Here is a 24910-nt window from a genome sequence, read left to right as displayed (position 1 = left end):
CGATCAACGCCTCCGAGGCAGCGACGGTAACTCGTAGGCGTCCAGCCACGCGGCGAAGAGTTGCCGCAGCGCGTCCTCGTCGGGGCTGAACGTCGTTGCCAGCGCGATGAACTGCGCCGTACTCACGGATCCGTGCCGGTGCGTCTTCGTCCAGGTGCGGAGCAGTTCGAAGAACGCGTCGTCGCCGAGGTGTTTCCGCAGCACATGCAGGGTGATCGCGCCGCGCTTGTAGAGCCGGTCGTCGAACATCAGCTCCGGACCCGGGTCCGACAGCAGCAGGTCCTGATCCAGGCCCTTCAACCGGCTGTGCGCCTTCGCGACCTGCTGGTCCGCGGTCAGCCCGCCGGACTCCTCCGACCACAACCACTCGGCGTAACAAGCGAAGCCTTCGTTCAGCCAGATGTGCTGCCAGTTCGACGGGGTCAGGCTGTTGCCGAACCACTGGTGCGCCAGCTCGTGCGCGACCAGCCGCTCGGAGCCGCGCCGCCCGTCCACGTGGTTGCTGCCGAACACCGAGATGCCCTGCGCCTCCAGCGGGATCTCCAGCGGGTCGTCGGTCACCACGACCGTGTACCCGCCGAACGGGTACGGCCCGAACAGCCGGCAGAACAGCTTCATCATGTCCTGCTGGCGCCCGAAGTCGTGCCGGAACTCGCGGATCTGCCCGCCCGGCAGCACCCCCCGGATCGACACCGGGGACGCGGCCAGATCGACCTCGTCGTACCGCCCGATCTGCACGGTCGCGAGGTACGTCGCCATCGGCGCCGCCTGGTCGAACACCCAGGTCGTCCGGCTGGCCTTCACCCGCCGGGACACCAGCCGCCCGTTCGCGACCACCTGGTACGGCGAATCCGTGGTGATCGAGATCCGGTAGTGCGCCTTGTCGCCGGGGTGGTCGTTGCACGGGAACCAGGTGGCCGCGCCGCTCGGCTGGCTGGCGACGATCACGCCCTCGGTGAGTTCGTCCCAGCCGAGCTCGCCCCACGGGCTGTCCTCGGGCTTCGGGTTCCCGTTGTACTGGATGTCGACCGAGAACTCGGCGCCGTCCGGGATCGGCGCGGTGACGTAGAGCTTGCCGGCGCGCTGGGTGAAGCGCTGCGGACGGCGGCCGTTCACCGCGACCTTCGACGCCCGGAGCCCGGACAGGTCCAGGCTGAAGCGGGTCAGCGGCTCGGTGGCGAACGCGGTGATCGTCGCCTTGCCGCTCAGCCGGTTGCTGTTGACCCGGTAGTCCAGCTCCAGGTCGTACGACTCGACCTTGTAGCCGGGGTTTCCGTGGGAAGGCACATAACGGTCAACCATCAGCCCTGCCAGGGAGCGATCGGGTTCCCAGCCCAGCCCGTACCCGCTGGAACACCTTCACCACGCATGACAAGAGACACCGGGCCGATGGTAGCGCCTGCTCCTACGCCGGCGGCCGGGAGGACGATGCCGTGCGGCCCGAGGGTTGCCCCGGGCCCGAAGGTGACTGTGTTCATGGAGAGAACTCGATCATGAAAAAGGTGCGTCTGCAGCACACAACCGCGATTCACCGTGGCACCGTCGCCCAGGGTGATCAGGTCCGCCTCCGGCAACCAGTACGTCTCGCACCAGACGCCCTTGCCGATCTTCGCTCCGAGTGACCGCAGCCACAGGTTGAGCACCGGCGTACCGGCGGCGGCGTTCGCGAACCAGGGCGCCGCGACCAGCTCGACGAAGCTGTCGACGACTTCGTTGCGCCACACGAAGGAACTCCACAGCGGGTACTCGACGGCGCGGGTGCGGCCGACGATCAGCCATTTCGCGACCGTCGCCATCCCGCCCGCGACCGCGCCCGCGGCCAGGATCACCACGCCGGAGAGCAGGACGGCGAGCCAAGGGCCGAGCCAGATGTCCAGCGCCTGCAGCCCGAACAGCACACCGAGCGCGATCAGCACCGTGCACATCATCGGCACGAACCGGCACAGCTCGACCAGCGCGCGGAGCACCTTCAGCTTGTACGGCGGGTTGTAGGTGCGGCTCTGGTCGCCCGAGACGGCCTGCCGGCGGAGCTTCACCGGCGGGGAGCCGAGCCACGACGTACCGGCCTTGGATTTCTTCGGCGCCGCCGACAGCACCGCGACCAGGCCGTTCTTCGGCACTGACCGCCCCGGCGCGGTCATCCCGGAGTTGCCCAGGAACGCGCGCTTGCCGACCTTCGCGCCGGCCACGTGCAGCCAGCCGCCGCCCAGTTCGTACGAGGCGATCATCGTGTCGTCGGCCAGGAACGCGCCCTCACCGACCGTGGTCATCTTCGGCAGCAGCAGCACCGTCGACGCCTCGACGTCGCGGCCGATCCTGGCGCCGAGCGCCCGCAGCCACCACGGCGTCAGCAGGCTCGCGTACAGCGGGAACAGCAGCGTGCGGGCCGAGTCCAGGAGACGTTCCGTCGCCCAGACCTGCCAGCCGATCCGGCTGCGGACCGGGTAGTGGCCGGGCTTGATGCCGATCCCGAGCAACCGGACGCCGATCAGCGTCAGTACGGCGATCGTCGCGAAACCGACCACTGTCATCAGCGGGACGGCGGCCAACGCGTGCAGCGCCGCTTCCTGGAGGTCCGAGGTGCCCCGCAGCGCGTGGCCGAGGACGGCGAACGCGGCCACGGCACCGGCCACCGGGATCAGCGACATCAGCGCGGACTGGGCGCCGTACGCCGCCACCCACCAGGGCGCGCGATTGGGCCGGTGGTCCGGCCACGGGTGCCGGGCGCGGCTGATCCGGGTCGCGGGTGAGCCGGACCAGCGCTCGTTGGCCGGGACCTCGCCGGAGACCGCGGAGCCGGCCATGATCTCGGCGTTCCGGCCGATCTCGGCACCCGGGAGCAGCGTGCTGCGGGAGCCGACCACGGCCTCGGCGCCGACCGCCACCGGGCCGACGTGCAGTTGGTCGCCGTCGGTCCAGTAGCCGGCCAGGTCGACCTCGGGCTCGATCGACGCGCCACGGCCCATCGTGAGCATGCCGGTGATCGGCGGGAGCGTGTGCAGGTCGACGCCGCGGCCGATCTTCGCGCCGAGCGCACGGGCGTAGTACGTGATCCAGGGCGCGCCGGCGAGGTTCGCGGCGCCGGCCGCGTCGGCCAGGTTCTCGGCGGCCCAGAGCCGGACGTGGACGTTGCCGCCGCGGGGGTATGTCCCTGGCTCGAGGCCTCGCAGCAGAATCCGGGCGCCGACCACCGCGATGCCCATCCGGCCCGCCGGGCTGATCAGGATCAGCCAGCCGGCCAGGATCCACCACCAGGACACGGTCCGCGCCCACGGCAACGGGTCGATCAGCGCGGCGAGCAGGTTGTTCAGCGTGAACAGGTAGACCAGCCAGCGGACGCCGACGACGGTCTGCAGGATCAGCGTGAGCGCGGTCTGCAACAGCTGGGTGCCGCGCGGCGTCGGCCGGATCTCGCGCAGCTCGACGGGCTCCTGCGCTGCCGGCTGGAAGTCGTCGAGCCGCTCCGCGAGCGCCCCGAGCCGCGGGTACTCGTAGATGTCGCCGACCGTCACCTCGGGGTACTGCTCGCGCAGCGCCGACACCAGCTGCGCCGCGGCGAGGCTGCCGCCGCCGTGCAGGAAGAAGTCGTTGTCGGGTCCGGTGACCTTGGCACCGAGCACCTTCGTCCAGCGCTCCGCCAGCCAGCCCGCCGTACCGCTGAGCTCGGCCGCCGGGCCGTCGCCGTCCATTCCGGGCAGCGGCCAGGGCAGGGCATTCCGGTCGACCTTGCCGGACGTCCGGGTCGGCAGCGTGTCGACGATCGCGAGCAGCGGTACGAGCGCCGCGGGCAGCGCCTCCCGGAGTCGTTCGGTGGCCTTCGCGTTGTCGAACGCGTCCGGATCCTCCGGTACGACGTACCCGACGAGGAGCTGGTTGCCGGCGGCACTGTTCCGTACGGCGGCCGCGGCGCCGGTCACCCCCGGCAGCGCCTGGAGGGCGGCGTCGACCTCGCCGAGCTCGATCCGGCGGCCGCCGAGCTTCACCTGCTCGTCGGCGCGGCCCTGGAACAGCAGGCCGAGCGGGTCCGACCTCACCAGGTCGCCGCTGCGGTACGCGCGGTCCCAGCCGAGCGTCGGCAGCGGCGCGAACTTCTCCGCGTCCTTGACCGGGTCGAGGTACCGGGCCAGACCGACGCCGCCGATGATCAGTTCGCCGATCTCGCCGTCGGCGACTTCGTTGCCTGCAGCATCTACTACCGCGAGGTCCCAGCCGTCCAGCGGGAGACCGATCCGGACCGGACCCTGGCCGGTGAGCTGCGCGGCACACGCGACCACGGTCGCCTCGGTCGGGCCGTACGTGTTCCAGACCTCGCGGCCGTCGATCGCGAGCCGCTCGGCCAGCTCCGGCGGGCAGGCCTCGCCGCCGAAGATCAGCAGCCGGACCTGGTCCAGCGCGTCGGCCGGCCAGAGCGCCGCCAGGGTCGGCACGGTCGAGACCACGGTGATTCCCTGGGCGACCAGCCACGGGCCGAGGTCCATGCCGGTCCGGACCAGGCTGCGCGGCGCCGGGACCAGGCAAGCGCCGTGCCGCCAGGCCAGCCACATCTCCTCGCAGGACGCGTCGAACGCCACCGACAGGCCGGCCAGCACCCGGTCGTCCGGGCCGATCGGCTCGTCCTGCAGGAACAACCGGGCCTCGGCGTCCACGAACGCGGCGGCAGAGCGGTGCGTGACCGCGACCCCTTTCGGTACGCCGGTCGAGCCCGAGGTGAAGATGATCCACGCGTCGTCGCCGGGCTCCGGGCCGGTCCGCCTGGATTCCGTCGTACTCGAGGAGTCCATCCGCGCGGAGTACGGGTAGTCGAAGGCGCCGTTGGCCGCGTCGTTGTCGATCGGGTCCGGCTGCGGGCGGGTCAGCGTGAGCGTCAGGTCGTCGCCGACCGTTGCCGCGACATCGGCCTCGCCGAAGACCAGTTCGGCGCGTTCCTCCGGGTCGTCGGCGTCCACCGGCACGTACGCCGCGCCGGCCTGCAAGGTGCCGAGGATCGCCACGTACAGGTCGTTGTGGCCGGAGGATATCCGGATCCCGACCCGGTCGCCCGGACCGATTCCCGCCGCCGTCAGCCGGGCCGCGAACCTGCCGGTGTGCACCAGCAGCTCGCGATAGCTGAGGCTGACGCTGCCGTCGTCCAACGCCGGCTCGTCGGCGTACCGGTCGGCTGTCTCCTCGAGGACGTCCACCAGCGTCCGCGCGGCAGTCGCCAACTCCCCGCGTCGCAACGTCACGCGCGGATAATACGCCGCTCAGTTACCAGTTGGATAACCCGAAGCAAACACGTGGGTGCGTCCATCAACCGCTTGAGCTACACCGGAACGTTGACTGCGTTGTCGCGTTTCTTGGTCATGCGGCGAAGCTAAGTCCGGTCGCCGGGGACCCCTCCCGAGCTCAGTCGTCCAGTACGTCGAGGTCCCGCGGGACCAGCGTGGTGGTCAGCAGCAGCGTCCGGAACAGGTTGTCGTTCAACGCATTGCCGACAGGCTCGCCGACCTCCTCCCGGGTCAGTCCCGGTACGCCGTCCCGCGACAGCCGGGTGCGTACGTTCGACACCAGGTGCTCGACCCGCTTGCCCGTCCAGTTCTCGTCGGGCCGGAGTTCCGCCAGTTGGTCGGCGGCCTGCCGCCAGGAGAGCGGCAGCGGGTGCAGGTCGTGCAAGAGGTACCGCTGGCCGACCACGATCAGGGCGAGCTTCTCTTGTGGTGACAGCTGCCAGGTGCGCGGGGGCTGCGTGGGGTCGCGCGGCCGAAGTACGGGCCGGCTGCCGCTCTCGCCGACGACGTACACCTGCAAGAGGTGCTCGCGGCCGCTGGAACCCTGGACGAACAGCGGCGTGTAGCCGGCGGCGAGCGGCATCGGGTCCTCGCCGCCGAACAGCATCTGCTCGCGCGGGAACCGCACAGGCAGCCGCCCGGTCACCGCGACCCACCACTGACCGCCCCGATAGCTGATCGATCCGTGCATGCGGCTGACGCGCTGGTCGTCCTCTCCGACCGAGACGTGAACCTCTGCACGGTTCCGCCCGAACAGGATGGTCCGGTGCGCGCCGGGGTCGGCGCTGACACCGCCCTCGACGCTCAGCACGAAGACGGTGCCGGGGACGGCGTCGGGTACGCCGCTTGCCAGGCTGCGCTGGTCCTGCGGGAGTCTGCGGATCGGCTCCATCGTCACGCCTTCGGGAGCTTCGGGGCGGCCGCCTCGGCCAGCTTCGTCGCGAGCCCGCACAGCGTGCCGGGTTTCGCCGTACCGGCGACGGACATCGTCACCAGTTCGTCCTGGTCCTGCCCGTTCGCGTCGACGTACTCCCGGAAGACGATCACCACGGCGCAGGTATCCGGGCCGTCGTTCTCGTTCGACAGGATCGCGGACCGCCCGCCCACCTTCAGCGGCTGGCCGTCTGTCGAGCCCGGCTGGTCCCGGTCGAAGTACAGGTCCACCTCGAGGTCGGTCGTCGTACTGTCCCAGCCGCATCTCCAGTTGCCGAACGACCTGTCCGGCTGGGATGCGTCGACACCGGGGATCAGCTTGAGCGCTTTGCTGTCCAGCAACGTGCATGCGTTCACGTGTGCCAGCGAGTTGGCCGGCAACGGCGTCGAACGGCGGGGGACCGGGCCTGCTTGCAGTACGTCGATCGCCTTCTGCGTAACGGCATCCGCCATCCCGCACACGTTCATCCCTGACCCGTGCGTGTGCTTGGCCACCACCTGGATCTGCGTACGGTCGGACAGCACCAGTACCCGCTCGCAGTCGTCACCGCCGGACTTCACCCTGGTCACAGTCCGCAGGTTGCCGGAGAACTTCTGCACGTCGCCTCTCGCCGGCACTGTGCCGGGCAGATTCAGCTCTGCCCGTACGTCGGCCTCCTGGTCGCCGTTGCCGGTCACGATCACGTCGCATCGGTCGAAGTTCCCGTAGGCCGGCTCCAGCGTCGTCTGGCCGAACCGCGTCAGTGAGGCTTCGTCGATCAACGAGCACGGGTCGACGGTCAGCGGGTCACCTACCGGGCTGGTGGCTGCAGCTGTTGGCGGTGTCGACGAGGTGGTGGTTGTCGGTGCGCTTGAGGGTTTTGAGGGCTCTGAGACGGCCTTTCCGATCAGTACGCCCATCACTGCTACTACGGCGACGCCTGCGGCGGCTGCGGGGATTGCCCAGCGTTTGCGGCGACGGTCCGGCGCCGGCGTCGTACCGCCCAGTTGCTGGACCACCTGGTCGACGGTCGGCCGTTCCGCCGGGTCCACGGCGAGCATGCGGGTGATGAGCGGAGTCAGCTCGCCGCCGTGCCGGAGCGGCTCGACCTCGCCGCGGGCCGAGCGTCGCAGTACCGCCAAGGGGTTCGGGTCGTCGCCGAACGGCGAATGGCCCTCCAATGCGCTGTAGAGCACGGCGCCCAGCGAGAACACGTCGGACGCCGGCGTGGGATCGTTGCCGTTGGCTACTTCCGGCGCGAGGTGGGTCGGCGTACCGACCGACGCGCTGTCGGTCAGTGTCGCCTCCGCCCACAACCGCTGCGAGATCCCGAAGTCCGCGAGCTTCGCCGTACCGTCCGCGGTGACCAGCACGTTCGCCGGTTTCAGATCCCGGTGGATGATTCCGGCCGCGTGCACCGCTCGTAGCGCGGACGCGATCTGCGCGCCGATCCGCGCCACCTCGCCGACCGGCAACGTCCCCAGCTCGGCCAGGCTCCGCGACGGCAGATACTCCAGCACCAGCCAGTGCTCGTCCCCGTCCGAGACGACGTCGAAGATCGTCACCACATGCGGATCGTGCAGCCGGGCACCTGTGCGGGCTTCGCGACGCAGGCGCCGCCCGTCCTGGTCGTCCACACCGGGGTGCGCCCGTTTGAGCGCGACCGTACGGTCCAGCTGCTGGTCGTGGGCACGCCAGACCGAGCCCATACCGCCCGAGCCGAGCGGTTCCCCCAAGAGGTAGCGCCCCCCGATCAGGCGGCCGGTCACTTCACCAGGTCCGCCGATACCGCGAAGGTGTCACAGGCCTTGTTCGCGCCGATGTTGAAGCCGTTCTGGATCCAGAACCCCTGGCTGGTCGCGAGACCGTGCGTACGCTCGTCCTCCGGCGTGTCCGGCGACTCACCGAAGCTGTTGCTGGACTGCTCCTTGAACTCGTCCAGCCGATCGGTCAACGGGTACGACTTCGCCACGGCCCGGCTGAACACACCGCCGAAACAGGACGCCTGCAACTCGTTCCGCCGCGAGCTCTCCAGCTTCTGGTCCGGGTGGTCCTGCAAGTACGCCGCCCGTGCGTAGAACAATCCGGTCACGCCCTGCACGTGATGCCCGTACTCGTGCGCGATCGTCATCAGGTAGGCCAGGTCTTCCTTGGGACCGAAAGCCTTGTCCATCTGCTTCACGTCGACGTACATGACCTGGTTGCCGTAGCAGTAGAAGGCCAGGACCCTTCCGGACAGCGGCTCGAAGTTCCCGCACGCGGTCTGCACGGGCTTGTCGAAAACGACCAGCCCGGGGTCCGGCTTGTCCTGCCCGAGTTCGTGGAAGACCGGGCGCCAGGCGTCGTTCAGGCACTTGAAGAGACGCTGGTAGTACACCTTCTGCGCGGCCAGGCCACCGTTGCCGAGGTCGGCCGACTTGCAGTTCTGCTCCGTCAGCGGGCCGGTCCGATAGACGTCCGCGTTCAGCAGGAAGTCCTCCGCGGTTCCCTTCTCCGGGTTGGTGGTCGGCGTCGGCACGATCGACGGACCGCTCACCTTGGGCTCCACCGGCCCGGAGGCGGTGGACGTGCTGCCTCCGGTCCACAGCACGACGGCCATGATCGCCGCCGCGATACCGATCACCACCAGCAGGGAGAACCCGAGCAGCACCAGCCGGAACGAGCTGTCCCGGCGGGGTGGCGGCTGGAACCCGTTGAAGTGGCCTTGACCGCCGTACGGCTGGCCCTGCATCTGACCTTGGTGCGGGGCTTGACCCTGTTGCGGGGGCCACGGCGCGGACTGCGGCGGCGGGAGGACACCAGGCGGCGGGCCCAGCGGCCGGCCCTGTTGCTGGCCACCGTAGCCGTACGGGCTGCTCACAGCTGTTGGCCTCCCTGTGGTCGGGTCACGCGGACTGTCGGGTTCGCTGCACGAACCGGCACGAGACTACCCTCGACCCATGTCACCGAAGCGCCGCCTCCTTCCGGCTGCCCTCCTGATCTCCCTGACCGCCCCGGTCGCCGGCCTGTTCGTTGCCCTGAGCCCGATGTCCGCCCAGGCCTCTGTGGCCACTGTGACCGCGGACGACCAGATCACGGCGTACACCGCGGACGCGACCCTGACCAAGGACGGTCAGCTGCAGGTCAAGGAGACCGTGGACGTGGCCGCCGGCGGTACGACGTTCAGCCGGACGCTGGCCACCCGGGTCCGGGCCGACGCCGAGCGGGACCGGACGTACGAGATCAAAGACGTGTCCGCGACGGTCAACGGTCAGCCCGCGCAGGGCTTCCAGAACCAGAGCGTCGACGACGGCCGCAAGCTCACGCTGAACGTCTCCGGGAAGTCGCAGATCGTCTACAACTACACCGTGGACAACGTGGTCGCCGACTCGGTCGACGGCCGCGAGGTGAGCTGGCCGGTCGTGCAGGGCTTCGGCGTGTCGATCCCGCAGGCCAAGCTGAACATCAGCGTCCCGTTCGCGACATGGGTGACCTGCTTCGCCGGCCGCACCGGTTCGAGCATGCCGTGTACGACGTCCCAGCTGGGGGAGTCCGCCGAGCTGGAGATCCAGCAGAACGGGGTACCGGCGGCCGGCCGGGTGACGTTCCTGACCGGGCTGAGCGACCAGGCCACGGTGCAGCCGAACGCGAAGTACGCGACGCCGTGGTCGCTCAGCCGGGCGTTCACCGTCGACTCGACCACCGGCGGGCTCGCGATCCTGGTGTTCGGCCTCGGGCTGCTCGGCGCGGTCGGTCTCTGGTTCTTCCGCGGCCGGGACGCCGCCAAGGTCGGGGACGGTACGCCGGAGCGCCCGGTGCTCGACGGCGCCGAGGGGCCGCAGTTCGCCGCGCCGGACGGCATCCGCCCGGGTCAGGTCGGCACCGTGGTGGACGAGTCGGCCGACATCGTCGACATCACTGCGACCCTGCTGGACCTTGCCGTCCGCAACTACCTGACGATCGTCGAGCAGCCGCGGGACTCGCACTTCGGCAAGCTGGACTGGGAGCTCAAGCGGCTGCACCCGGGCGGGCCGGAGCTGCTCGCGTACGAGAAGGCGCTGCTGGACGCGGTGTTCGCGGACGGGGACTCCGTACTGGTGTCGAACCTCGGCCACTCGCTGCGGCCGCGGCTGAACCTGGTCCGGGAGCAGCTGTACTCCGACGTCGTCACGCAGGGCTGGTTCGCCAACCGCCCGGACGCCGTGCGGAACCGCTGGACCACGGCGGGCGTGGTGCTGCTCGGTGCGGGCGTCGTACTGACGATCGTGCTCGCCATCGTCAGCAAGTTCGCCTTGGTCGGTTTCGCGGTGATGGCGGCCGGGCTGGTGCTCGCACTGGTCGGCCAGGCCGCACCGGCCCGTACCGCCCGCGGTGCCGCCGTACTCGGCCGGGTGTTCGGTCTGCAGCACTACCTGGCCAACGAGACCTCGGCGGACCTGCCGGAGGGCAGTCGGCTCGAGTTCGCGTCCCGGTGTCTGCCGTACGCCGCCGTACTCGGGCTGACCGAGAAGTGGGCGCTGGAGATCGCGGCCACCGATGACGACGACGACCCCGACGAGGGCATCGGCTGGTACTCCGGCCCGGAGAACTGGCACCTGTCGAACATCGGGGAGTCGCTGAGCAACTTCGTCACCTCGTTCGGCGGCTCGCTGAGCAACGCGCGGCGGCTGTTCGGCTGAGTTACGGCAAAGAGCCGGCCCGTCGTGGTGACGGGCCGGCTCTTGTCATGTCCGAGGGTCAGTTGACCCGGACAGGTGCGGCGGTGAAGGTGTTGCAGGAGTTGGGCTGCTTGCCGTTGTAGCCCGCGATCGACCACTGGTAGTTGCTGACCCGGTTGCCGTGGTCGTGCCCGCGCGGCACGGCGTAGTCGTCGCCCATGTGCGCGATCAGCAGCTTCCAGTTCGCCAGCAACGGGCCGGACATCGGGATGAACTTCGCGTTCGCGCCGAGGTAGACCGATCCGAGACAGGTCGCCTGGAGCTCACGACGCCGGCTCTCGGTCAGCTGCTGGGTCGGGTTCATGCTCTTCTGCCGCGTCATCGACGAGGCCAGGATCCCGGTCAGCTTCTGCACGTGGTGCCCGTACTCGTGGGCGAACGTGTTCAGCATGATCGCCCGGGAGTAGACCGGGTTCTTCGTGTAGTTCACGTTGTCGACCGTGAACGGCAGGTAGATGGTCTCGTTCGCCAGGCAGTACGCCGCCCGTACGCTGCGCTGCATCCCGCACGGCGACGACAGCTTGCCCACGTAGACGACTGCCTTCGGGTTGCGGAACGGCAGGTTGCCCTTCTTCATCGCCAGCCACCAGGTGCGGCCCATGCAGAGCAGCAACCGGTTGTAGTACTGCTGGTCGGCCGCGACGGTCGCCGGTGCCCATGCGGGCTCCACACACTTCGACGCAGCCACCGGCCCGATGCTGTAGAGCGGGCTCGCCTTCACCACCTCGTCCACCGTCGGCCCACGCGGCGTGGACGGCGACGGCGACGACGGGGTGGGGGACGGCGTCGGCGAAGGCGTCTCCGAGGCGGGCGCCGTCGGCGTCTGCTTCGCCTCCGCGTCCCCACCACCGACACTGCGCACGATCAACGTGATCCCGGTCCCCAGCACCAGCACCGCCAGCGCGACCAGCCCGATCAGCAGCGGCCGGGTCAACCTCTTCTTCTTCCGCCGACGCCCACCGGGCGGCTGCGGAATAGGAATCGGCGGATACTGCCACGTAGGCGCCTGCTGCACAGGCTGCCCCATAGGCCCAATCTGCCCCCCATGCCCGGCCTGCCCCCCGTGCCCGGCCTGCCCCCCGTGCCCAGCCTGCCCACTGTGCCCCCCAGGACCACCGGGACCACCGGGACCACCGGGACCACCGGGACCACCGGGACCACCGTGCCCGCCCGGAGCGCCGGGACCGGCGTGAGACCCCTGCCCGCCCGGTCCTGACGGCCCGGACTGCCCGGCCCATCCGGCCTGGCCCGACCATCCGCCCTGCCCAGCCTGCCCAGCCTGCCCAGCCTGCCCAGCCTGCCCAGCCTGCCCAGCCTGCCCAGCCTGACCGCCCTGCCCAGCCTGACCGCCCTGCGCCGCGGAGTGCCGCCCGCCGCCCTGCTGGTTCTGAGGCGGCAACGCATTACTCCACGGCGAGGCCGGCTGCTGCTCCTGCTCGCCCTGCGCCCCCCACAGATAAGACCCCTCAGAATGCGGCCCGGCCTGCTGCCGAGGCTCCTGCTGCGAAGGCGCAGCCTGCCAAGCACTCGACTCCGACTGCCCGGACCCCCCACGCCCACCGGCCTGCAAGGTCCAGGACTGACTTCCCCAAGAGCCCCCCACCTCCCCCTGGGAGCCACCACCCTGACCGCCGCCCGCACGCGAACCCCCGGCCTGCGAGGAGCCGTGTGCGGATCCGCCCGGAGTAGGGCCGTCGGGCGTAGCACCCGCCGCGCCGCTGTCCGACGTACGTGAGCCGCCGGTAGACGAAGTACCGGACGTGCTGCTGGACGACGTACCGGAGGTGGATGAACCGTCCTGCGGCTGACCTGCGCCGGACTCGGGCGGCTCGGACCAGGACGGCCGCGGCTGCCACGGATCGGGGCTGCTCGTCCCGGACTGCCCCTGGTTCGGCTGCCACAGCTCAGACGTGGCCGAAGCAGACTCACCCGACTCCGGTTCGGCCTGTGACCAGGACGGCGTCGACGGAGCCCAGTCCGGATTCGACTGCCAAGCCTCCGACGCCCCACCCTGCCCAGCGCCGGACCGAGACTGGTTGGAGCCGACGTCGCTCGCCCCCGACTGACCCCACCCGGTCTGACCACCGCCCTGCCCAGACCCACCCTGCCCCGTGCCGGACTGCCCCGTGCCGGACTGACCAGCGCCGAACTGGCTCGGGCCGGGCTGGCCAGGGGTGAAGTGTCCGGAGCCGGGTTGACCTTGGCCGGGTTGACCTTGGCCGGGGTGACCGGCGCCAGGTTGACCGGAGCCGGGCTGGCCGGGGGCGTGCTGGCCTGGTGTGGGCCGGCCCGGGGTGGGCTGGCCCGCGCCTGGCGCTGGGCGGGAGCCGGCTTGGCTGCTGGGGGGTTGGTTGGTGACCGGTTGGTCCGGGTGTTCCCGTCGGCTGGGCTCCCAGCCGCCGTCGAACCAGTTGTTGGCGGGGGTGTCGGGCTGACCCGGGCTCTGGAACTCGCGCTTGGCCTGGTTGTCGCCACTCCACCAACTAGACGGCTGCCCGTCACCACCAGCCGGCTGTTCACCGGAAGCAGGTGCCTGCGGACCGCGGTCGTTGTCCCGCGTCCCGAACCACCCACCGGACGACCCTTGCCCGCCGCTGGAACCACCGGAGCCACTGGAACCGCCAGGCCCGTCCTGGCCAGCCGTACCCGGACCACTCGCCTCAGGTCCACGCCGGGAGAACCAACTCTCCCCGGACCCCGGCTTCCCCGAGTCGCCCTGCCGCGGACCCTGTACGCCGTACCCACCGGAGCCGGAGCCACCGGAGCCGGAGCCGGGGCCACCCGAGCCCGAGCTACCCGAGCCCGAGCCGCTGGGCCCGCCCGGACCGCGGGAGCTCGCACTGCCCGTGCCAGGACCGCCCGCGCCGGGGTTGCCGGTGTTGGGGTCGTACTGGCCGGGTGCGCCGGAGCTGTTCCGAACGGGGCCGTAGTTGCCAGGCCCGTCCGGGCCGGACGCGCCCGCGCCGGGACCGCCCGCGCGAGAACCGCCCACGCGAGAACCGCCCACGCGAGAACCGCCCACGCGAGAACCGCCCACGCCGCCGGGTCCGCCCGCGCCGGGACCGCCCGCGCCAGGACCGCCCGCGCCTCGACCGGGGTTGCCCGTGTCTGCGCTGCCCGTGCCAGGGGTGCCCTGGTCGGGTGTGGCTGGGGTTGTGGGGTGGTCAGGAACGGGCTCCTGTGGGCGGTCCGGCTGGGGTTCAGCCGGGTCGCTCCCCGGGGGCTGGTTCCAGTTGTCCGACATCGATGCTCCTCACGACCTTGCTCGGCGTAGCTCGTTGGTGGGGCGCCGACGCCGCCTCCCCGGCACATACTCTGCGGGATCCCGACCAACCAGGCTAGCTAGTTCGGCCAGTCGGTTCGCAGGAGTGACCGGACCGTGCTCTCACTGGACCTTGCCGGCTGACGCGGACCAGGTGTTGCAGACGCGTGGGTCGCGGGCGTTGTAGCCGCGGAGCGCCCAGTACTGGTGGTTGTTGGCGTCGCCGTGGTCGTTGTTCAGGTCGGTGACGTGGCCGATCAGCCAGCGCCACTGGACCTGCGACTGCCCGGTGACGGGGTAGCTGCTCTTGTTCGCGCCGATGAAGATGTCCGAGAAGCAGGAGGCCTGGAGTTCGAGCCGCCGGCTGTCCTGGAGTTCCATCGCGTAGTTCGGCCGCTCGTACCGGATCCGCGCGTACGCCTGCAGGATGCCCATGTTGTTCTGGACGTGGTGCCCGTACTCGTGGGCCATCTGGTGCAGCATCCACATCCGCGCCCACACCTTCTGGTAGCTCTGCGGGTAGCGGTTGTAGTTGCCGGTGTCCTCGGTGAGGTTCATGTAGATGGTGTCGTTGGTACCGCAGAAGAACGGCGGGTTCGTGTCCATATGGGTGCCGCACGGCGACGACACCGACCCGCTGAACGTGATCACGTGCGGCGCCCGGAACCGTCCGCCGGCCTTGGCGACCATCGGCGCCCAGGCCTTGTTCAGGCAGCCCAGCAGGTTCTTGTAGTTCGCCCTGGCGCCGGCTGCGCTGCTAGGCCGTGCGCTGGCCTCCCTGCAGTGCACCGAAGACATCACACCGGCCTTGTACAGGGCGTTCTTCACGACCAGGTCGCTGTCCGACGGGCCGGGGTTGGTGGTCGGCTTCGCCGTGGTCGTCGTCTGCCGGCTGGCCGTCGGACGGGTCGGCCGGGTAGTCGACTGCGTCGTGGTCGGCTCACCTCGCGTCGACGGTGCCTCGGTCGGTTCGGTCGGCTCGGTCGGGCTGTACGTCGTCGTGATGCTCGGCTCCGACGTGGGGTCGCTGTCGTGCTTCAGCGCCGACGAGATCGCCTTGAGCGCCGTACTGCCGATCACGAGCACCCCGAGGAGCACCAGTACGGCGATCAGCGGGCCGCGGCCCTTCTTCTTCGGTGGCCGTGGTCCGCCGGGCGCGGCGCCCCAGCCGAACTGTTGCTGCGGCTGTCCCGGTCCGTGGTACGGCTGCCCCGGAAATGGTTGCCCTGGGTAACCAGGTACCCCTTGCGGGGGCCGTCCAGGCGGCGGTGTTCCGCCGTACCCAGGCGCCTGCTGCCACGGTTGCGGTGGCTGCTGCGGTGGGTACTGCTGACCGGGCGGTGGTCCCCATTGGTTGCCTGACACCCCGTTGACGCTACCGGAGTGCGGGCTCAACTTCGGCAGCGGTCAGGGTGCCCCGTTGCGTACCTGACACCCGGCGGACGCTAGGGTGCCCGGTGTCAACCTGACCCTCTCTCTACGGTGTGATTGGGCGATGCGTCTACGTCTCCTCGGGCTATCCCTGTGTGCCCTCGGCCTGCTCGGCCTGTCCGCTGTCCCCGCGGGCGCGGCCGGGACCGGTGCAGCTGCCGGAAGCAGCGCGACCGCCGACCCGGTGGTCACCAACTACGACAGTCAGGTCCGGGTCGAGCGCGACGGCCTGCTCCGGGTTTCGGAGACCTGGAAGCTGAGCAACGTGAACGGGACCTTCACCCGGTTCGTCGTGACTCGTGACCACCTGGACAACGACATCGATCACGTCCAGGAGATCGGCGACCTGCAGGTCAAGGCCGGCGGCCAGGACAAGAAGACCGAGGTGAAGACGGACGGCGACGTCACGTCGATCGCGGTCCCGGACGTGACCAGCAGTACGACGGAGCTCGACTTCACGTACACCGTGAAGGGCGCGGTGTCGAAGACGCTGGACGGCACCGAGGTGCAGTTCGCCCCGCTGACCGGGATCAGCATCCCGATCCAGGAGGTGAACACGGTCTTCAGCGTCCCGGACGTGACGCACGTGGCCTGTTTCGCCGGGCCGGTGAACAGCAACGTCCCGTGTTCGCTGGCGCAGATCGGCGAGACCTCCGGCCCGACGTTCAAGCAGACCGCGCTGCCGCCGGGTAACACGGTCCGGATGATCGTCGGGTTCCCGAAGGACCAGATCGCGGCGAACACGATCGTCGAGTACCGGCACACCTTCAAGCGCGCCTTCTCCACCGACGCCGCGCAGCTGATCACCGCGCTGCTGGTGCTGCTGCTCGGCGCGATCGCGCTGGGCGTGCTGTACCGCCTCCGCGGCCGCGACCAGGTGGACCCGCGGCGCGTCGTACCGGCGTCGCTGTTCAGCCTGGGCACCGACGCGCGGATCGACTTCACGCCGCCGTCCGACCTGCGGCCGGGTGAGGTCGGCACGCTGATCGACGAGCGCATCGACCCGGTCGACGTGACCGCGACGATCATCGACCTCGCGGTCCGCGGCCACATCACGATCATCGAGCTGGACAAGCGCAGCGAGTACGCCCGCGGCGACTGGGAGCTGCGCCGGGTCGCGAACGCGCCGGCCGAGGAGCTGCACCGCTACGAGAACGTCCTGGTCCGGGCGATCTTCGGCGACGCCGACTCGGTGCTGGTGTCGGAGCTCGGCAAGCAGGTCCGCGCCGGCCTCGAGCAGGTCCAGGACGCGCTGTACGACGGTGTCGTGAAGCGCGGCTGGTTCACCGAGCGCCCGGACCGGACCCGTTCGCTGTGGGCGACGATCGGGATCGGGACCACCGTCGTCGGGGTGATCGCGACCGTACTGCTGGCGCTGCTGTCGACGTGGGGTCTGCTCGGGATCGCGATCACGCTGGTCGGTGTCGGTCTGCTGGTGATCGGCCGCTACATGCCGGCCAAGTCCCCGGCCGCCGGCCGCGTCCTCGGCCAGGTCGCCGCGATCCGCGGTGAGCTGCTGGAGATGGACGTCAGCGAGCTTCCGGCCGACCAGGCGGTCGACCTGTGCTCGCGGGCGCTGCCGTACGCCGTCGTGCTCGGCGGCTCGGACCGCTGGATCGACGCACTGGTCGCGACCGACTCCACGCCGGGCGTGGAGGACGAGGGCTTCCCGTGGTACCGCGGCCCAGGCGGCTGGCACCTGCAGTACCTGCCGGACTCGCTCCGCAACCTCACGACGAACCTGACAGGCGCACTCTTCGCCCGCTGACGCCGGTAAGAACAGAGCCCGCCACGCCGCCCCGGCGTGGCGGGCTCTGTCGTCTCACCAGTTGTGTTGCGGATCGGATGGCGCCGGCAGCGCCGTACCTTCCGGGTGCACCACGTAGACCAACCCACCGGAGTGCGGCACCCACGCGTTCTCGAACGCCGCCCGATCGTACGTCGTCCGCACCTGGTCGTTGCTGGCGATCAGATGCGACGCCGGATCGTTGACGACCACGTTGCCGGCCTGGTCGAACCCGACGATCACCATCAGGTGCCCGTTCGTTCCGTACCCCGCGCCGGGCAGGTCGCCCTTCTTGAACGACAGCGACGCGATCAACGGGATCCCGGCCTTGATGAACTGCTCCGCCTCGGTCAGCGACCGCAGCCGCGTCACGAACGCGTCCAGCCCGCGGGAGCCGGCGTACGCCGTGTTGAACGGCCAGTTGCCGGCCCCGTCGTACGCGTAGTCGAACACCGAACGCGCCGAGTGGTCCACCTGCGGGTCGGTGTACGACGGATCCACCCACGCGGTCTCGGCCGCGGTCGGACCGGCGCCCCAGTAGTCCAGCACCATCGCGGTCGAGGTCGCCGAGCACCAGGCCTCACCACCGCCGTCCCACTGCGGGTACTGGCCGATGTGCGTCTCCTGCGAGTACGTCGGAACGTTCAGTACGACGCCTTCCGCGCCGCCGAGGGGGCTCGCGGCAACCTTCTTGTCGGACGGCAGCGCCGACGCCATCGCGCCGACGGACCGCACCACCGGGGCCTGGGTCGTCCCGCTCAGCCGGTACAGCGTGACCTTCAACTGCCAGCGGTCCAGCCACTTGCCGGTCGCGGCCTGGAAGGTGTCGACGGCAACGGATCCGTCCGCGTCGCCCTGGTTCGGTACCGACGTACGGTGGATGTCGCCGGCGGTCGTGTCGTCGCCGCCCGACCAGCGTCCCATCACGTACCACTTGGTCGTGGTGCCGGTGTCCGTGACGCCGGCCATCGACACCTCGACCCAGGTGCCGGGCGGGGTGCTGGCGTTCCAGGACGCGACCAGCTCGGTCAGCCCGAATCCGGTGCTGACCTGCGGCGACACCCAGCTGGTCCGGTCGTACGACTTCGCGGTGCCGTCGCCGAACGGGTCGACGTACGACGCGGTGCCGGTCGACGTGCCGAACGTGAGCGCACCGTCGGCGACCGTGGTGCCGAGCTGTTGGCCGGCCAGGAAGTCCGCGGTCGACGTCCAGCTCCGGTAGGCGATCTCGCGTGCCGGAGCGACCTTCACGGCCTGGCTCGGCAAGGCGCCGGCGCTGAGCACGACCACCCCGAGCCCCACGGTAAGAACTTTACGAGCGGTCGTCCCACTCGCTGTAGAGCATCGCGAAAACCAGTTCATCGGTCCACTCGCCCTTCAGGTACTCGTTCTGCACGAAGTGCGCCTCCTGACGCAGCCCGAGGCGCTGCAACAGCTTCACCGAGCCCGTGTTGCGGGCGTCCAGCCGGGCGATGACGCGATGCAGGCCGAGCTCCTCGAACCCGAGGCGCAGCAGTTCGACGGAGGCCTCCGCGGCGTACCCGTGGCCGTGCGACTCGGGATGGAAGACGTACCCGATCTCGCCGGTCCGCTGTTCGGTGCTGTTCAGGAACAGCGTGACCTCGCCGAGGTGCCGGCCGGTGTCCCGCAGGATCACTGCGACGGTGAGCGCTTGACCGTCAGCATCCATCGGGACATCGGCCAACCGGCCGGTGAGGGCCTCCTTGACCTGCTCGGGCGTCCGTACGTCGTACAGCAGGAACCGGGTGACGTCCGGGTTGGACTGCAGCCTGAGCAGGTCGTCGTAGTCGTTCTCGACGTAGCGTCGAAGGGTCAGGCGGTCGGTCTCGATCGGCAGCGAGTAGCTCACCGATCGAGACTATTCGACCGTCGCAACCCGATTAGCCGTTGGCCAACGCCTGCAGGCGGCTGTAGTCGCCGTTGAAGTGGCTCTGGTCGAGCGGCGACGACGTGTACTGCCAGAAGGTGTAGAACGGCCAGCCACCCGGCAGCGTGCCCACGGTGGACGAGTAGCGCGCAACCCAGAGCGGGTTGGTCGCGTTGAACGCGGTGCTGTTGCCGGTGCAGGTGCTCCACCAGTTGTAGTTGGTGTAGATCACCGCGTCGCGTCCGGTCCGGGACTTGTAGGTGTTGAGGAAGTCGCGGATCCAGCTCACCATCGAGGCCTGGCTGAGTCCGTAGCAGGTGGCGCCGTACGGGTTGTACTCGATGTCGAGCGCACCCGGCAGCGTCTTGCCGTCCTTGGACCACCCGCCGCCGCTACTGGCGAAGTAGCCCGCCTGGGTAGCGCCGCTGGACGTGTTCGGGGTGGCGAAGTGGTATGCACCGCGGATCATGCCGACGTTGTACGAGCCGTTGTACTGCTGGGCGAAGTACGGGTTCTTGTACGACGTGCCTTCGGTGGCCTTCACGTACGCGAATCGCTTGCCTTGACCCCACCAGTACGTCCAGTTGACGTTGCCCTGGTAGCTGGCGACGTCGATGCCCTCGACAACCGCCGTCGTGCTCATCGGCGAGGCTGCGGTGCTGGTGGTGGTCTTGTTCTGCGTCCAGCCCATGTAGGCCTCGCCGGCTTTGGTGATGCCGTGCTGGCGGGCCTGCGCGGTGGGCTGTGGTGCGGGGCTTGCTTGGGCGGAGCCGACCGAGGCCAAGAGCAGGCCAAGAGTCACGGCGGCACCCGTGAAAAGGGCGGACTTCACGGTTCTCCTCCAGAGCGATATGAGGGGCGGACAAAGCGCTCAGCGGAGGTATTACCCGGCTTCGGAGGAAATCAACCCTTTACACCTTGTGTTTGGTGATCATTTACCGCACGTACGACGCGGGCGCGGTGAAGGTGTTGCAGGACGACGGGCTCCGGCTGGTCCAGCCGGCGTTGGTCCAGATCGGGTACACGGCGCGGCTGCCGTGGTCGGGCTGGACGCCGTACTCGTCGCCCTGGTGCGAGTGCAGCCACTGCAGCTGGTACCGCTTGTCACCGCTGATCCCGAAGCTGGACCGGTTGGCGCCCAGGAACACGTTGCCGAAACAGCTGGCCTGCAGCTCCGTCCGGCGGCTGATCTCCAGCGCCTTGGTCTGCGACGACGCGTACCGGAGGTTCCAGGACGCGGTCAGGATGCCGACCATGTTCTGCACGTGGTGCCCGAACTCGTGGGCCACCGTGTCGGCCATCTTCATCCGCACCCAGTCGCTCTGGTACGAGACGTTGCCGTTCTTCCGCCAGAACGTGACGTCGCTGCCGGCCTCCATGTAGATCATCTGGTTCGTCGGGCAGTAGAACGAGATCCCGGCGCCGACGCCTCCGCCGCACGGGCTGGTCGCCGAGCCGGAGAAGATCATCAGGTTCGGCGGCCGGAAGCGGCCGCCGGCGGCCTTCACCTGGCCCGGCCAGAAGCGGTCGAGGCAGATCAGGACCGTGGCGTAGTACTTGCGCGCGTTCGTGAGGCTGGTCGGGCGGGACCCCGGCTCACGGCAGTTCACCGACTTCATGACGCCGGCCTTGTAGATCCGGTTCTTCGTCACCATGACGTTGTCCGACGGCGGGGCGGCAGTGGTGTGGGTCTGCGTCGGCTGGGTGGTCCGGGTCGTGGTGGTGGTGCGGGCCGGCTGCGTCGGGCGGGTGGTCGCCGGGGCGGAGGTCGTCGCGGGCTCGGTCGGGTACGCGGACGTGGCCGGCTCCGGCTGCGTGGTGGTGTCGTCGCCGTTGTGCTTGAGGATCGAGCTCACCACGAACAGGCCGACGGCGCCGAACAGCAGCACGAGCGGTACGACGATGAAGGGGGCTTTGCTCTTCTTCCTCGGTGGCGGCGGGGAGAACCCGAATCCCGGGCCTTGCGGCGGTCCCCAGTTCGGCGGGCCGGGCGGCGGGCCGTACTGCGGTCCGCCCGGGTACTGCGGAGGACCGGCGTACTGCTGCGGAGGACCGGCGTACTGCTGCGGGGGACCGGCGTACTGCTGCGGCGGACCGGGGTTGGGGTACTGCTGTGGCGGTGGGTACTGCCCTGGTGGCGGCCCGTACGGCCCTTGGTTCGACAACTGACCCGTCCTCCCGGAGATGTGCTGTGGATATCTTGTCAAGGACCGGTGCCACTTCCCGTTACCCTTGACCGGTGACACTTCGCTTGTACGACACCGCAACGGCAGCAGTGAGGGATTTCGAACCGGTCCACCCGGGCAAGGTCGGGATCTACCACTGTGGGCTGACGGTGCAGGGTGCCCCGCATGTCGGGCACATCTACAAGGAAGTGGTCTTCGACGTCCTGCGCCGCTGGCTGGAGCGCTCCGGGTTCGAGGTCACCGTGATCGCGAACGTGACCGACATCGAGGACAAGATCCTCGCCAAGTCGGCCGAGCGCGGCGTCCCGTGGTGGGCGCACGCCTACGAGTTCGAGCGCGAGTTGCACTGGGCGTACGACGTGCTCGGCTGCCGCCCGCCGACGTACGAGCCGCGCGCCACCGGTCACATCCCGGAGATGCTCGAGCTGATCGAGCAGCTGATCGACCGCGGCCACGCGTACGTCGCGCCCGACGGGTCCGGCGACGTCTACTTCGACGTCCGCTCCTGGCCGGAGTACGGCGCGCTCTCGCACCAGAAGATCGACGACATGGAGGCCGCCGAGGACGCCGACCCGCGCGGCAAGCGCGACCCCCGCGACTTCGCGCTCTGGAAGGGGTACGTCGAGGGCACGCCGCGGACGGCCTCCTGGCCGACCCCGTGGGGCCGTGGCCGCCCGGGCTGGCACCTGGAGTGCTCCGCGATGGCCGGGAAGTACCTCGGCGACGAGTTCGACATCCACGGCGGCGGGCTGGACCTGCGGTTCCCGCACCACGAGAACGAGCTCGCCCAGTCGACCGCGGTCGGGCAGAAGTTCGCCCGGTTCTGGATGCACAACGCGCTGGTCACCACGGCCGGCGAGAAGATGTCGAAGTCGATGGGCAACAGCGCCGTCGTGCGGAACGTGGTGGAGCGGGTGCGCCCGATCGAGCTGCGCTACTACCTCGTGCAGTCGCACTACCGGTCGGTCGTCGAGTTCTCGTTCGAGGCGCTCGAGGAGGCGGCGAAGAGCTTCCAGCGGCTCGAGGGGTTCGTCGACCGGGCCACCGAGGTGACCGGCGGCGTCGAGCCGGCGGCCGGGCTGCCGTCGGACTTCGTCGCCGCGATGGACGACGACCTGGGGACGCCGGCCGCGATCGCGGTGCTGCACAACACCGTGCGGGACGGCAACAAGCTGGTCGCCGACGGCGACTCCGAGGCGTTGCGTGAAGCGCTCGCATCGGTGCGCGGGATGCTCGGCGTGCTCGGGCTGGACCCGCTGGCCGAGCCGTGGGTGTCGCGCACCGGCGGCAGCGACGAGCTGACCGAGGTCGTCGACGGCCTCGTGAAGGCGCTGCTCGAGCAGCGCCAGGCCGCCCGGGAGCGCAAGGACTACGCCGCCGCCGACGCGGTGCGCGACCGGCTGAAGGCGCTCGGCGTCGTCGTCGAGGACACCCCCCAGGGGCCGCGATGGTCCCTCGCATCTACATCTACAGAAGGAAACTGACGTGCCAGGCAGCAGCCAGCGCAAGGGAGCCATCCGGAAGAAGCCGCGGGGCAACCCGACGGCCGGTTCCGGCGGCCGGGTCCGCCGCGGTCTCGAGGGCAAGGGCCCGACGCCGAAGGCGGTGGACCGGGTCAAGCACCCGGCACACAAGCGGGCGAAGGCGGCCGAGCGCGCCAAGGAACGCGAGCAGCGTGCCCGCCGCCCGGCCCGCAAGGACGCCGACTCGACCGTCGAGTGGGTGTACGGGCGGAACCCTGTCGTCGAGGCGCTCCGGGCCGGCGTCCCGGCCTCCGCGCTGCACGTCGCCGAAGGCACCGAGCGGGACGCCCGCCTGCGCGAGGCGCTGCTGGTCGCGGTCGAGACCGGCGTCTCGGTGCTCGAGGTGCCGCGCACCGAGCTGGACCGGGTCACCGCGGGCGGCTCGCACCAGGGCGTCGCGCTGCAGATCCCGCCGTACGAGTACGCGCATCCCGACGACCTGCTGCAGCGGGCCCACGACGCGGGCGAGGTGCCGTTGATCGTCGCGCTCGACGGCGTCACCGACCCGCGGAACCTGGGCGCGATCACGCGTTCGGCGGCCGCGTTCGGCGCACACGGTGTCGTCGTACCGGAGCGCCGTACGGCGTCGATGTCGGCGTCGGCGTGGAAGACGTCGGCAGGCGCCGCGGCCCGGATCCCGGTCGCCCGGGCCGGCAACCTGAATCGTGCCCTGAAGTCCTACAAGGACGCCGGCCTGCTGGTCATCGGCCTGGACATGGACGGCGCCGTCGACCTCCCCGACTTCGAGGCCGCCACCGAGCCGATCGTCCTGGTCATCGGCTCCGAGGGCAAAGGCCTGGCCCGCCTGGTCCGGGAGAACTGCGACCTGATCGTCTCGATCCCCATGACCAGCGCCACCGAATCCCTCAACGCCGGCATCGCCGCCGGCGTAACCCTCTACGAAATCTCCCGCCGCCGCGGGTAGCACACGAGTGTGGGGCCGGGAAACATCTCCCCGGCCCCACAGTCATGTCTGGATCAGTAGACGCTCACGCCGTAGCGGGAGAGGGCTTCGGTGACGGGCTGGAAGTAGGTGGTGCCGCCGGAGGAGCAGTTGCCGGAGCCGCCGGAGGTGAGGCCGAGGGCTACCGAGCCGGCGAAGAGGGCGCCGCCGGAGTCGCCGCCTTCGGCGCAGACGTTGGTCTTGATCAGACCGGTGACGGTGCCTTCGGCGTAGTTGACGGTCGCGTTGACCGCCGTGACGGTGCCGCTGTGTACGCCGGTGGTGCTGCCGCTGCGCTTGACCGACTGGCCGACCGTCGCGTTGCCGGCGGACGTGATGTCCTGCGAGGAGCCGTTGTACAGGTCAACGGTTCCGGGGTGGTTCGTGTACGAGGTGCTGTACTTGACGATCGCGTAGTCGTTGCCCGGGAAGCTCGACCCGTACGTCGTACCGAGCAGCGTGGTCTTGCCGGAGTTCGAGTACCAGCTGGAGGCGATGTTGCCGCAGTGGCCCGCGGTCAGGAAGTAGTACGTGGTGCCGCTGCGGACGTTGAAGCCGAGCGAGCAGCGGTACTGCCCGCCGTAGATGGCGTCGCCGCCGGCGATGTACTTGGTCAGCTTGCCGGACATCTTCTCGAGCTTGATCCGGCTGCCGAACTGCTTGGTCACACCCGTCAGCTGCGCCAGCTTGGCGCCGGTGACGGTGTCGTCGTACGACACGATGATCCGGCCGTTCGGATCGGTCTCCCAGGCGGTGCCCGGGATCGTCGCGTTCTCGGCCAACGTCGACGTGATCGCCGCGGCGGACAACGTCGCCGGGTTGACCGGTGCGGCCGAGGCCTGTGACGCCAGAAGTCCGGCGGCAGCAAGCCCGGCCGCGGCCAGGAGAGCGGTGGTACGGCGGAGTGGGGACAGGTTCATGGTTTCAGCCTCCTCACGATGAGGACGCCTTCGGGGCGGGGCGTCCTTGACTTCAACCGTGACGAGTCCTACCCACAATCTCGGTGAGTATTCA

At 69.8% G+C, this 24910-nt stretch carries 16 protein-coding genes; 4 read left to right on the top strand and 12 right to left on the bottom strand.

The features are described from left to right. Positions 1-3 precede the first annotated feature (3 nt). From AB0M51_RS26430 to AB0M51_RS26410, 5 genes are all read right to left on the bottom strand, one after another. Complete coding sequence (locus AB0M51_RS26430) at positions 4-1302, bottom strand: M1 family metallopeptidase (RefSeq protein WP_344200130.1); 1299 nt, start codon at positions 1300-1302, stop codon at positions 4-6. Beyond that, the gene (locus AB0M51_RS26425) at positions 1302-5225 is read right to left on the bottom strand and encodes a Pls/PosA family non-ribosomal peptide synthetase (protein WP_363750933.1); all 3924 of its coding nucleotides are present in this window, start codon (positions 5223-5225) and stop codon (positions 1302-1304) included. The genes AB0M51_RS26430 and AB0M51_RS26425 overlap by 1 nt, the downstream gene beginning before the upstream one ends. Positions 5226-5385: 160 nt before the next feature. Continuing rightward, positions 5386-6159, bottom strand: a complete 774-nt coding sequence (locus AB0M51_RS26420; protein WP_344200124.1) for a hypothetical protein — start codon at positions 6157-6159, stop codon at positions 5386-5388. A gap of 2 nt (positions 6160-6161) precedes the next feature. After that, the gene (locus AB0M51_RS26415; RefSeq protein ID WP_344200121.1) at positions 6162-7949 is read right to left on the bottom strand and encodes a protein kinase; all 1788 of its coding nucleotides are present in this window, start codon (positions 7947-7949) and stop codon (positions 6162-6164) included. Next, positions 7946-8911, bottom strand: coding sequence for a neutral zinc metallopeptidase (locus AB0M51_RS26410; RefSeq protein WP_344200118.1), 966 nt, complete (start codon positions 8909-8911; stop codon positions 7946-7948). The genes AB0M51_RS26415 and AB0M51_RS26410 overlap by 4 nt, the downstream gene beginning before the upstream one ends. A gap of 208 nt (positions 8912-9119) precedes the next feature. On the opposite strand from AB0M51_RS26410, the gene AB0M51_RS26405 reads away from it, so the two are divergent. Beyond that, a complete protein-coding gene (locus AB0M51_RS26405) occupies positions 9120-10838 on the top strand; it encodes a DUF2207 domain-containing protein (RefSeq protein ID WP_363750930.1) in 1719 nt (572 codons plus the stop codon). 58 nt (positions 10839-10896) lie between these two features. Here the strand turns inward: AB0M51_RS26405 and AB0M51_RS26400 are convergent, their stop codons facing one another. Together AB0M51_RS26400 and AB0M51_RS26395 are read right to left on the bottom strand one after the other, a co-directional pair. Beyond that, positions 10897-11811, bottom strand: coding sequence for a neutral zinc metallopeptidase (locus AB0M51_RS26400; RefSeq protein WP_344200113.1), 915 nt, complete (start codon positions 11809-11811; stop codon positions 10897-10899). A gap of 2451 nt (positions 11812-14262) precedes the next feature. After that, entirely contained in the window at positions 14263-15504 is a 1242-nt protein-coding gene (locus AB0M51_RS26395; RefSeq protein WP_363750927.1) for a neutral zinc metallopeptidase, read from the bottom strand. A 130-nt stretch (positions 15505-15634) separates the two neighbouring features. On the opposite strand from AB0M51_RS26395, the gene AB0M51_RS26390 reads away from it, so the two are divergent. Continuing rightward, the gene (locus AB0M51_RS26390) at positions 15635-17338 is read left to right on the top strand and encodes a DUF2207 domain-containing protein (RefSeq protein ID WP_344200107.1); all 1704 of its coding nucleotides are present in this window, start codon (positions 15635-15637) and stop codon (positions 17336-17338) included. 54 nt (positions 17339-17392) lie between these two features. On the opposite strand, the gene AB0M51_RS26385 is transcribed toward AB0M51_RS26390, so the two are convergent. The 4 genes from AB0M51_RS26385 to AB0M51_RS26370 all read right to left on the bottom strand — a co-directional run bounded on the left by AB0M51_RS26385 (position 17393) and on the right by AB0M51_RS26370 (position 21409). Continuing rightward, the gene (locus tag AB0M51_RS26385) at positions 17393-18658 is read right to left on the bottom strand and encodes a peptidase C39 family protein (protein WP_344200104.1); all 1266 of its coding nucleotides are present in this window, start codon (positions 18656-18658) and stop codon (positions 17393-17395) included. A 10-nt stretch (positions 18659-18668) separates the two neighbouring features. Then, positions 18669-19226 (bottom strand): GNAT family N-acetyltransferase, encoded by a 558-nt coding sequence (locus tag AB0M51_RS26380; RefSeq protein WP_344200101.1) that lies wholly within the window; start codon positions 19224-19226, stop codon positions 18669-18671. 31 nt (positions 19227-19257) lie between these two features. Beyond that, positions 19258-20076, bottom strand: a complete 819-nt coding sequence (locus tag AB0M51_RS26375) for a lysozyme (RefSeq protein WP_344200098.1) — start codon at positions 20074-20076, stop codon at positions 19258-19260. A gap of 103 nt (positions 20077-20179) precedes the next feature. Next, on the bottom strand, positions 20180-21409 hold the full coding sequence (locus tag AB0M51_RS26370; protein ID WP_363750924.1) for a neutral zinc metallopeptidase: 1230 nt from the start codon (positions 21407-21409) through the stop codon (positions 20180-20182). A gap of 74 nt (positions 21410-21483) precedes the next feature. Here AB0M51_RS26370 and cysS point away from each other — a divergent pair, with 74 nt between their 5' ends. Continuing rightward, a complete protein-coding gene (gene cysS / locus AB0M51_RS26365; RefSeq protein WP_344200092.1) occupies positions 21484-22914 on the top strand; it encodes a cysteine--tRNA ligase in 1431 nt (476 codons plus the stop codon). A 1-nt stretch (position 22915) separates the two neighbouring features. Then, positions 22916-23878, top strand: a complete 963-nt coding sequence (gene rlmB / locus AB0M51_RS26360) for a 23S rRNA (guanosine(2251)-2'-O)-methyltransferase RlmB (RefSeq protein ID WP_344200090.1) — start codon at positions 22916-22918, stop codon at positions 23876-23878. 53 nt (positions 23879-23931) lie between these two features. On the opposite strand, the gene AB0M51_RS26355 is transcribed toward rlmB, so the two are convergent. Beyond that, positions 23932-24816 carry a S1 family peptidase gene (locus AB0M51_RS26355; protein WP_363750921.1) on the bottom strand — a complete coding sequence of 295 codons (885 nt, stop codon included), beginning with the start codon at positions 24814-24816 and terminating at the stop codon, positions 23932-23934. Positions 24817-24910: the final 94 nt, after the last annotated feature.

Source organism: Kribbella sp. NPDC051137 (assembly GCF_040682535.1).
Lineage (GTDB): Bacteria > Actinomycetota > Actinomycetes > Propionibacteriales > Kribbellaceae > Kribbella > Kribbella karoonensis.
The sequence above is the reverse complement of the archived record's forward strand: the minus strand, read 5'-3'. Positions and strand labels throughout refer to the sequence as shown.

What these genes read in the sequence shown, in the direction of transcription:
- AB0M51_RS26430 (WP_344200130.1), bottom strand. Translation starts at nt 1,302, where the DNA reads ATGGTTGACCGTTATGTGCCTTCCCACGGAAACCCCGGCTACAAGGTC.
- AB0M51_RS26420 (WP_344200124.1), bottom strand. Translation starts at nt 6,159, where the DNA reads ATGGAGCCGATCCGCAGACTCCCGCAGGACCAGCGCAGCCTGGCAAGC.
- AB0M51_RS26410 (WP_344200118.1), bottom strand. Translation starts at nt 8,911, where the DNA reads ATGCAGGGCCAGCCGTACGGCGGTCAAGGCCACTTCAACGGGTTCCAG.
- AB0M51_RS26405 (WP_363750930.1), top strand. Translation starts at nt 9,120, where the DNA reads ATGTCACCGAAGCGCCGCCTCCTTCCGGCTGCCCTCCTGATCTCCCTG.
- AB0M51_RS26390 (WP_344200107.1), top strand. Translation starts at nt 15,635, where the DNA reads ATGCGTCTACGTCTCCTCGGGCTATCCCTGTGTGCCCTCGGCCTGCTC.
- AB0M51_RS26355 (WP_363750921.1), bottom strand. Translation starts at nt 24,816, where the DNA reads ATGAACCTGTCCCCACTCCGCCGTACCACCGCTCTCCTGGCCGCGGCC.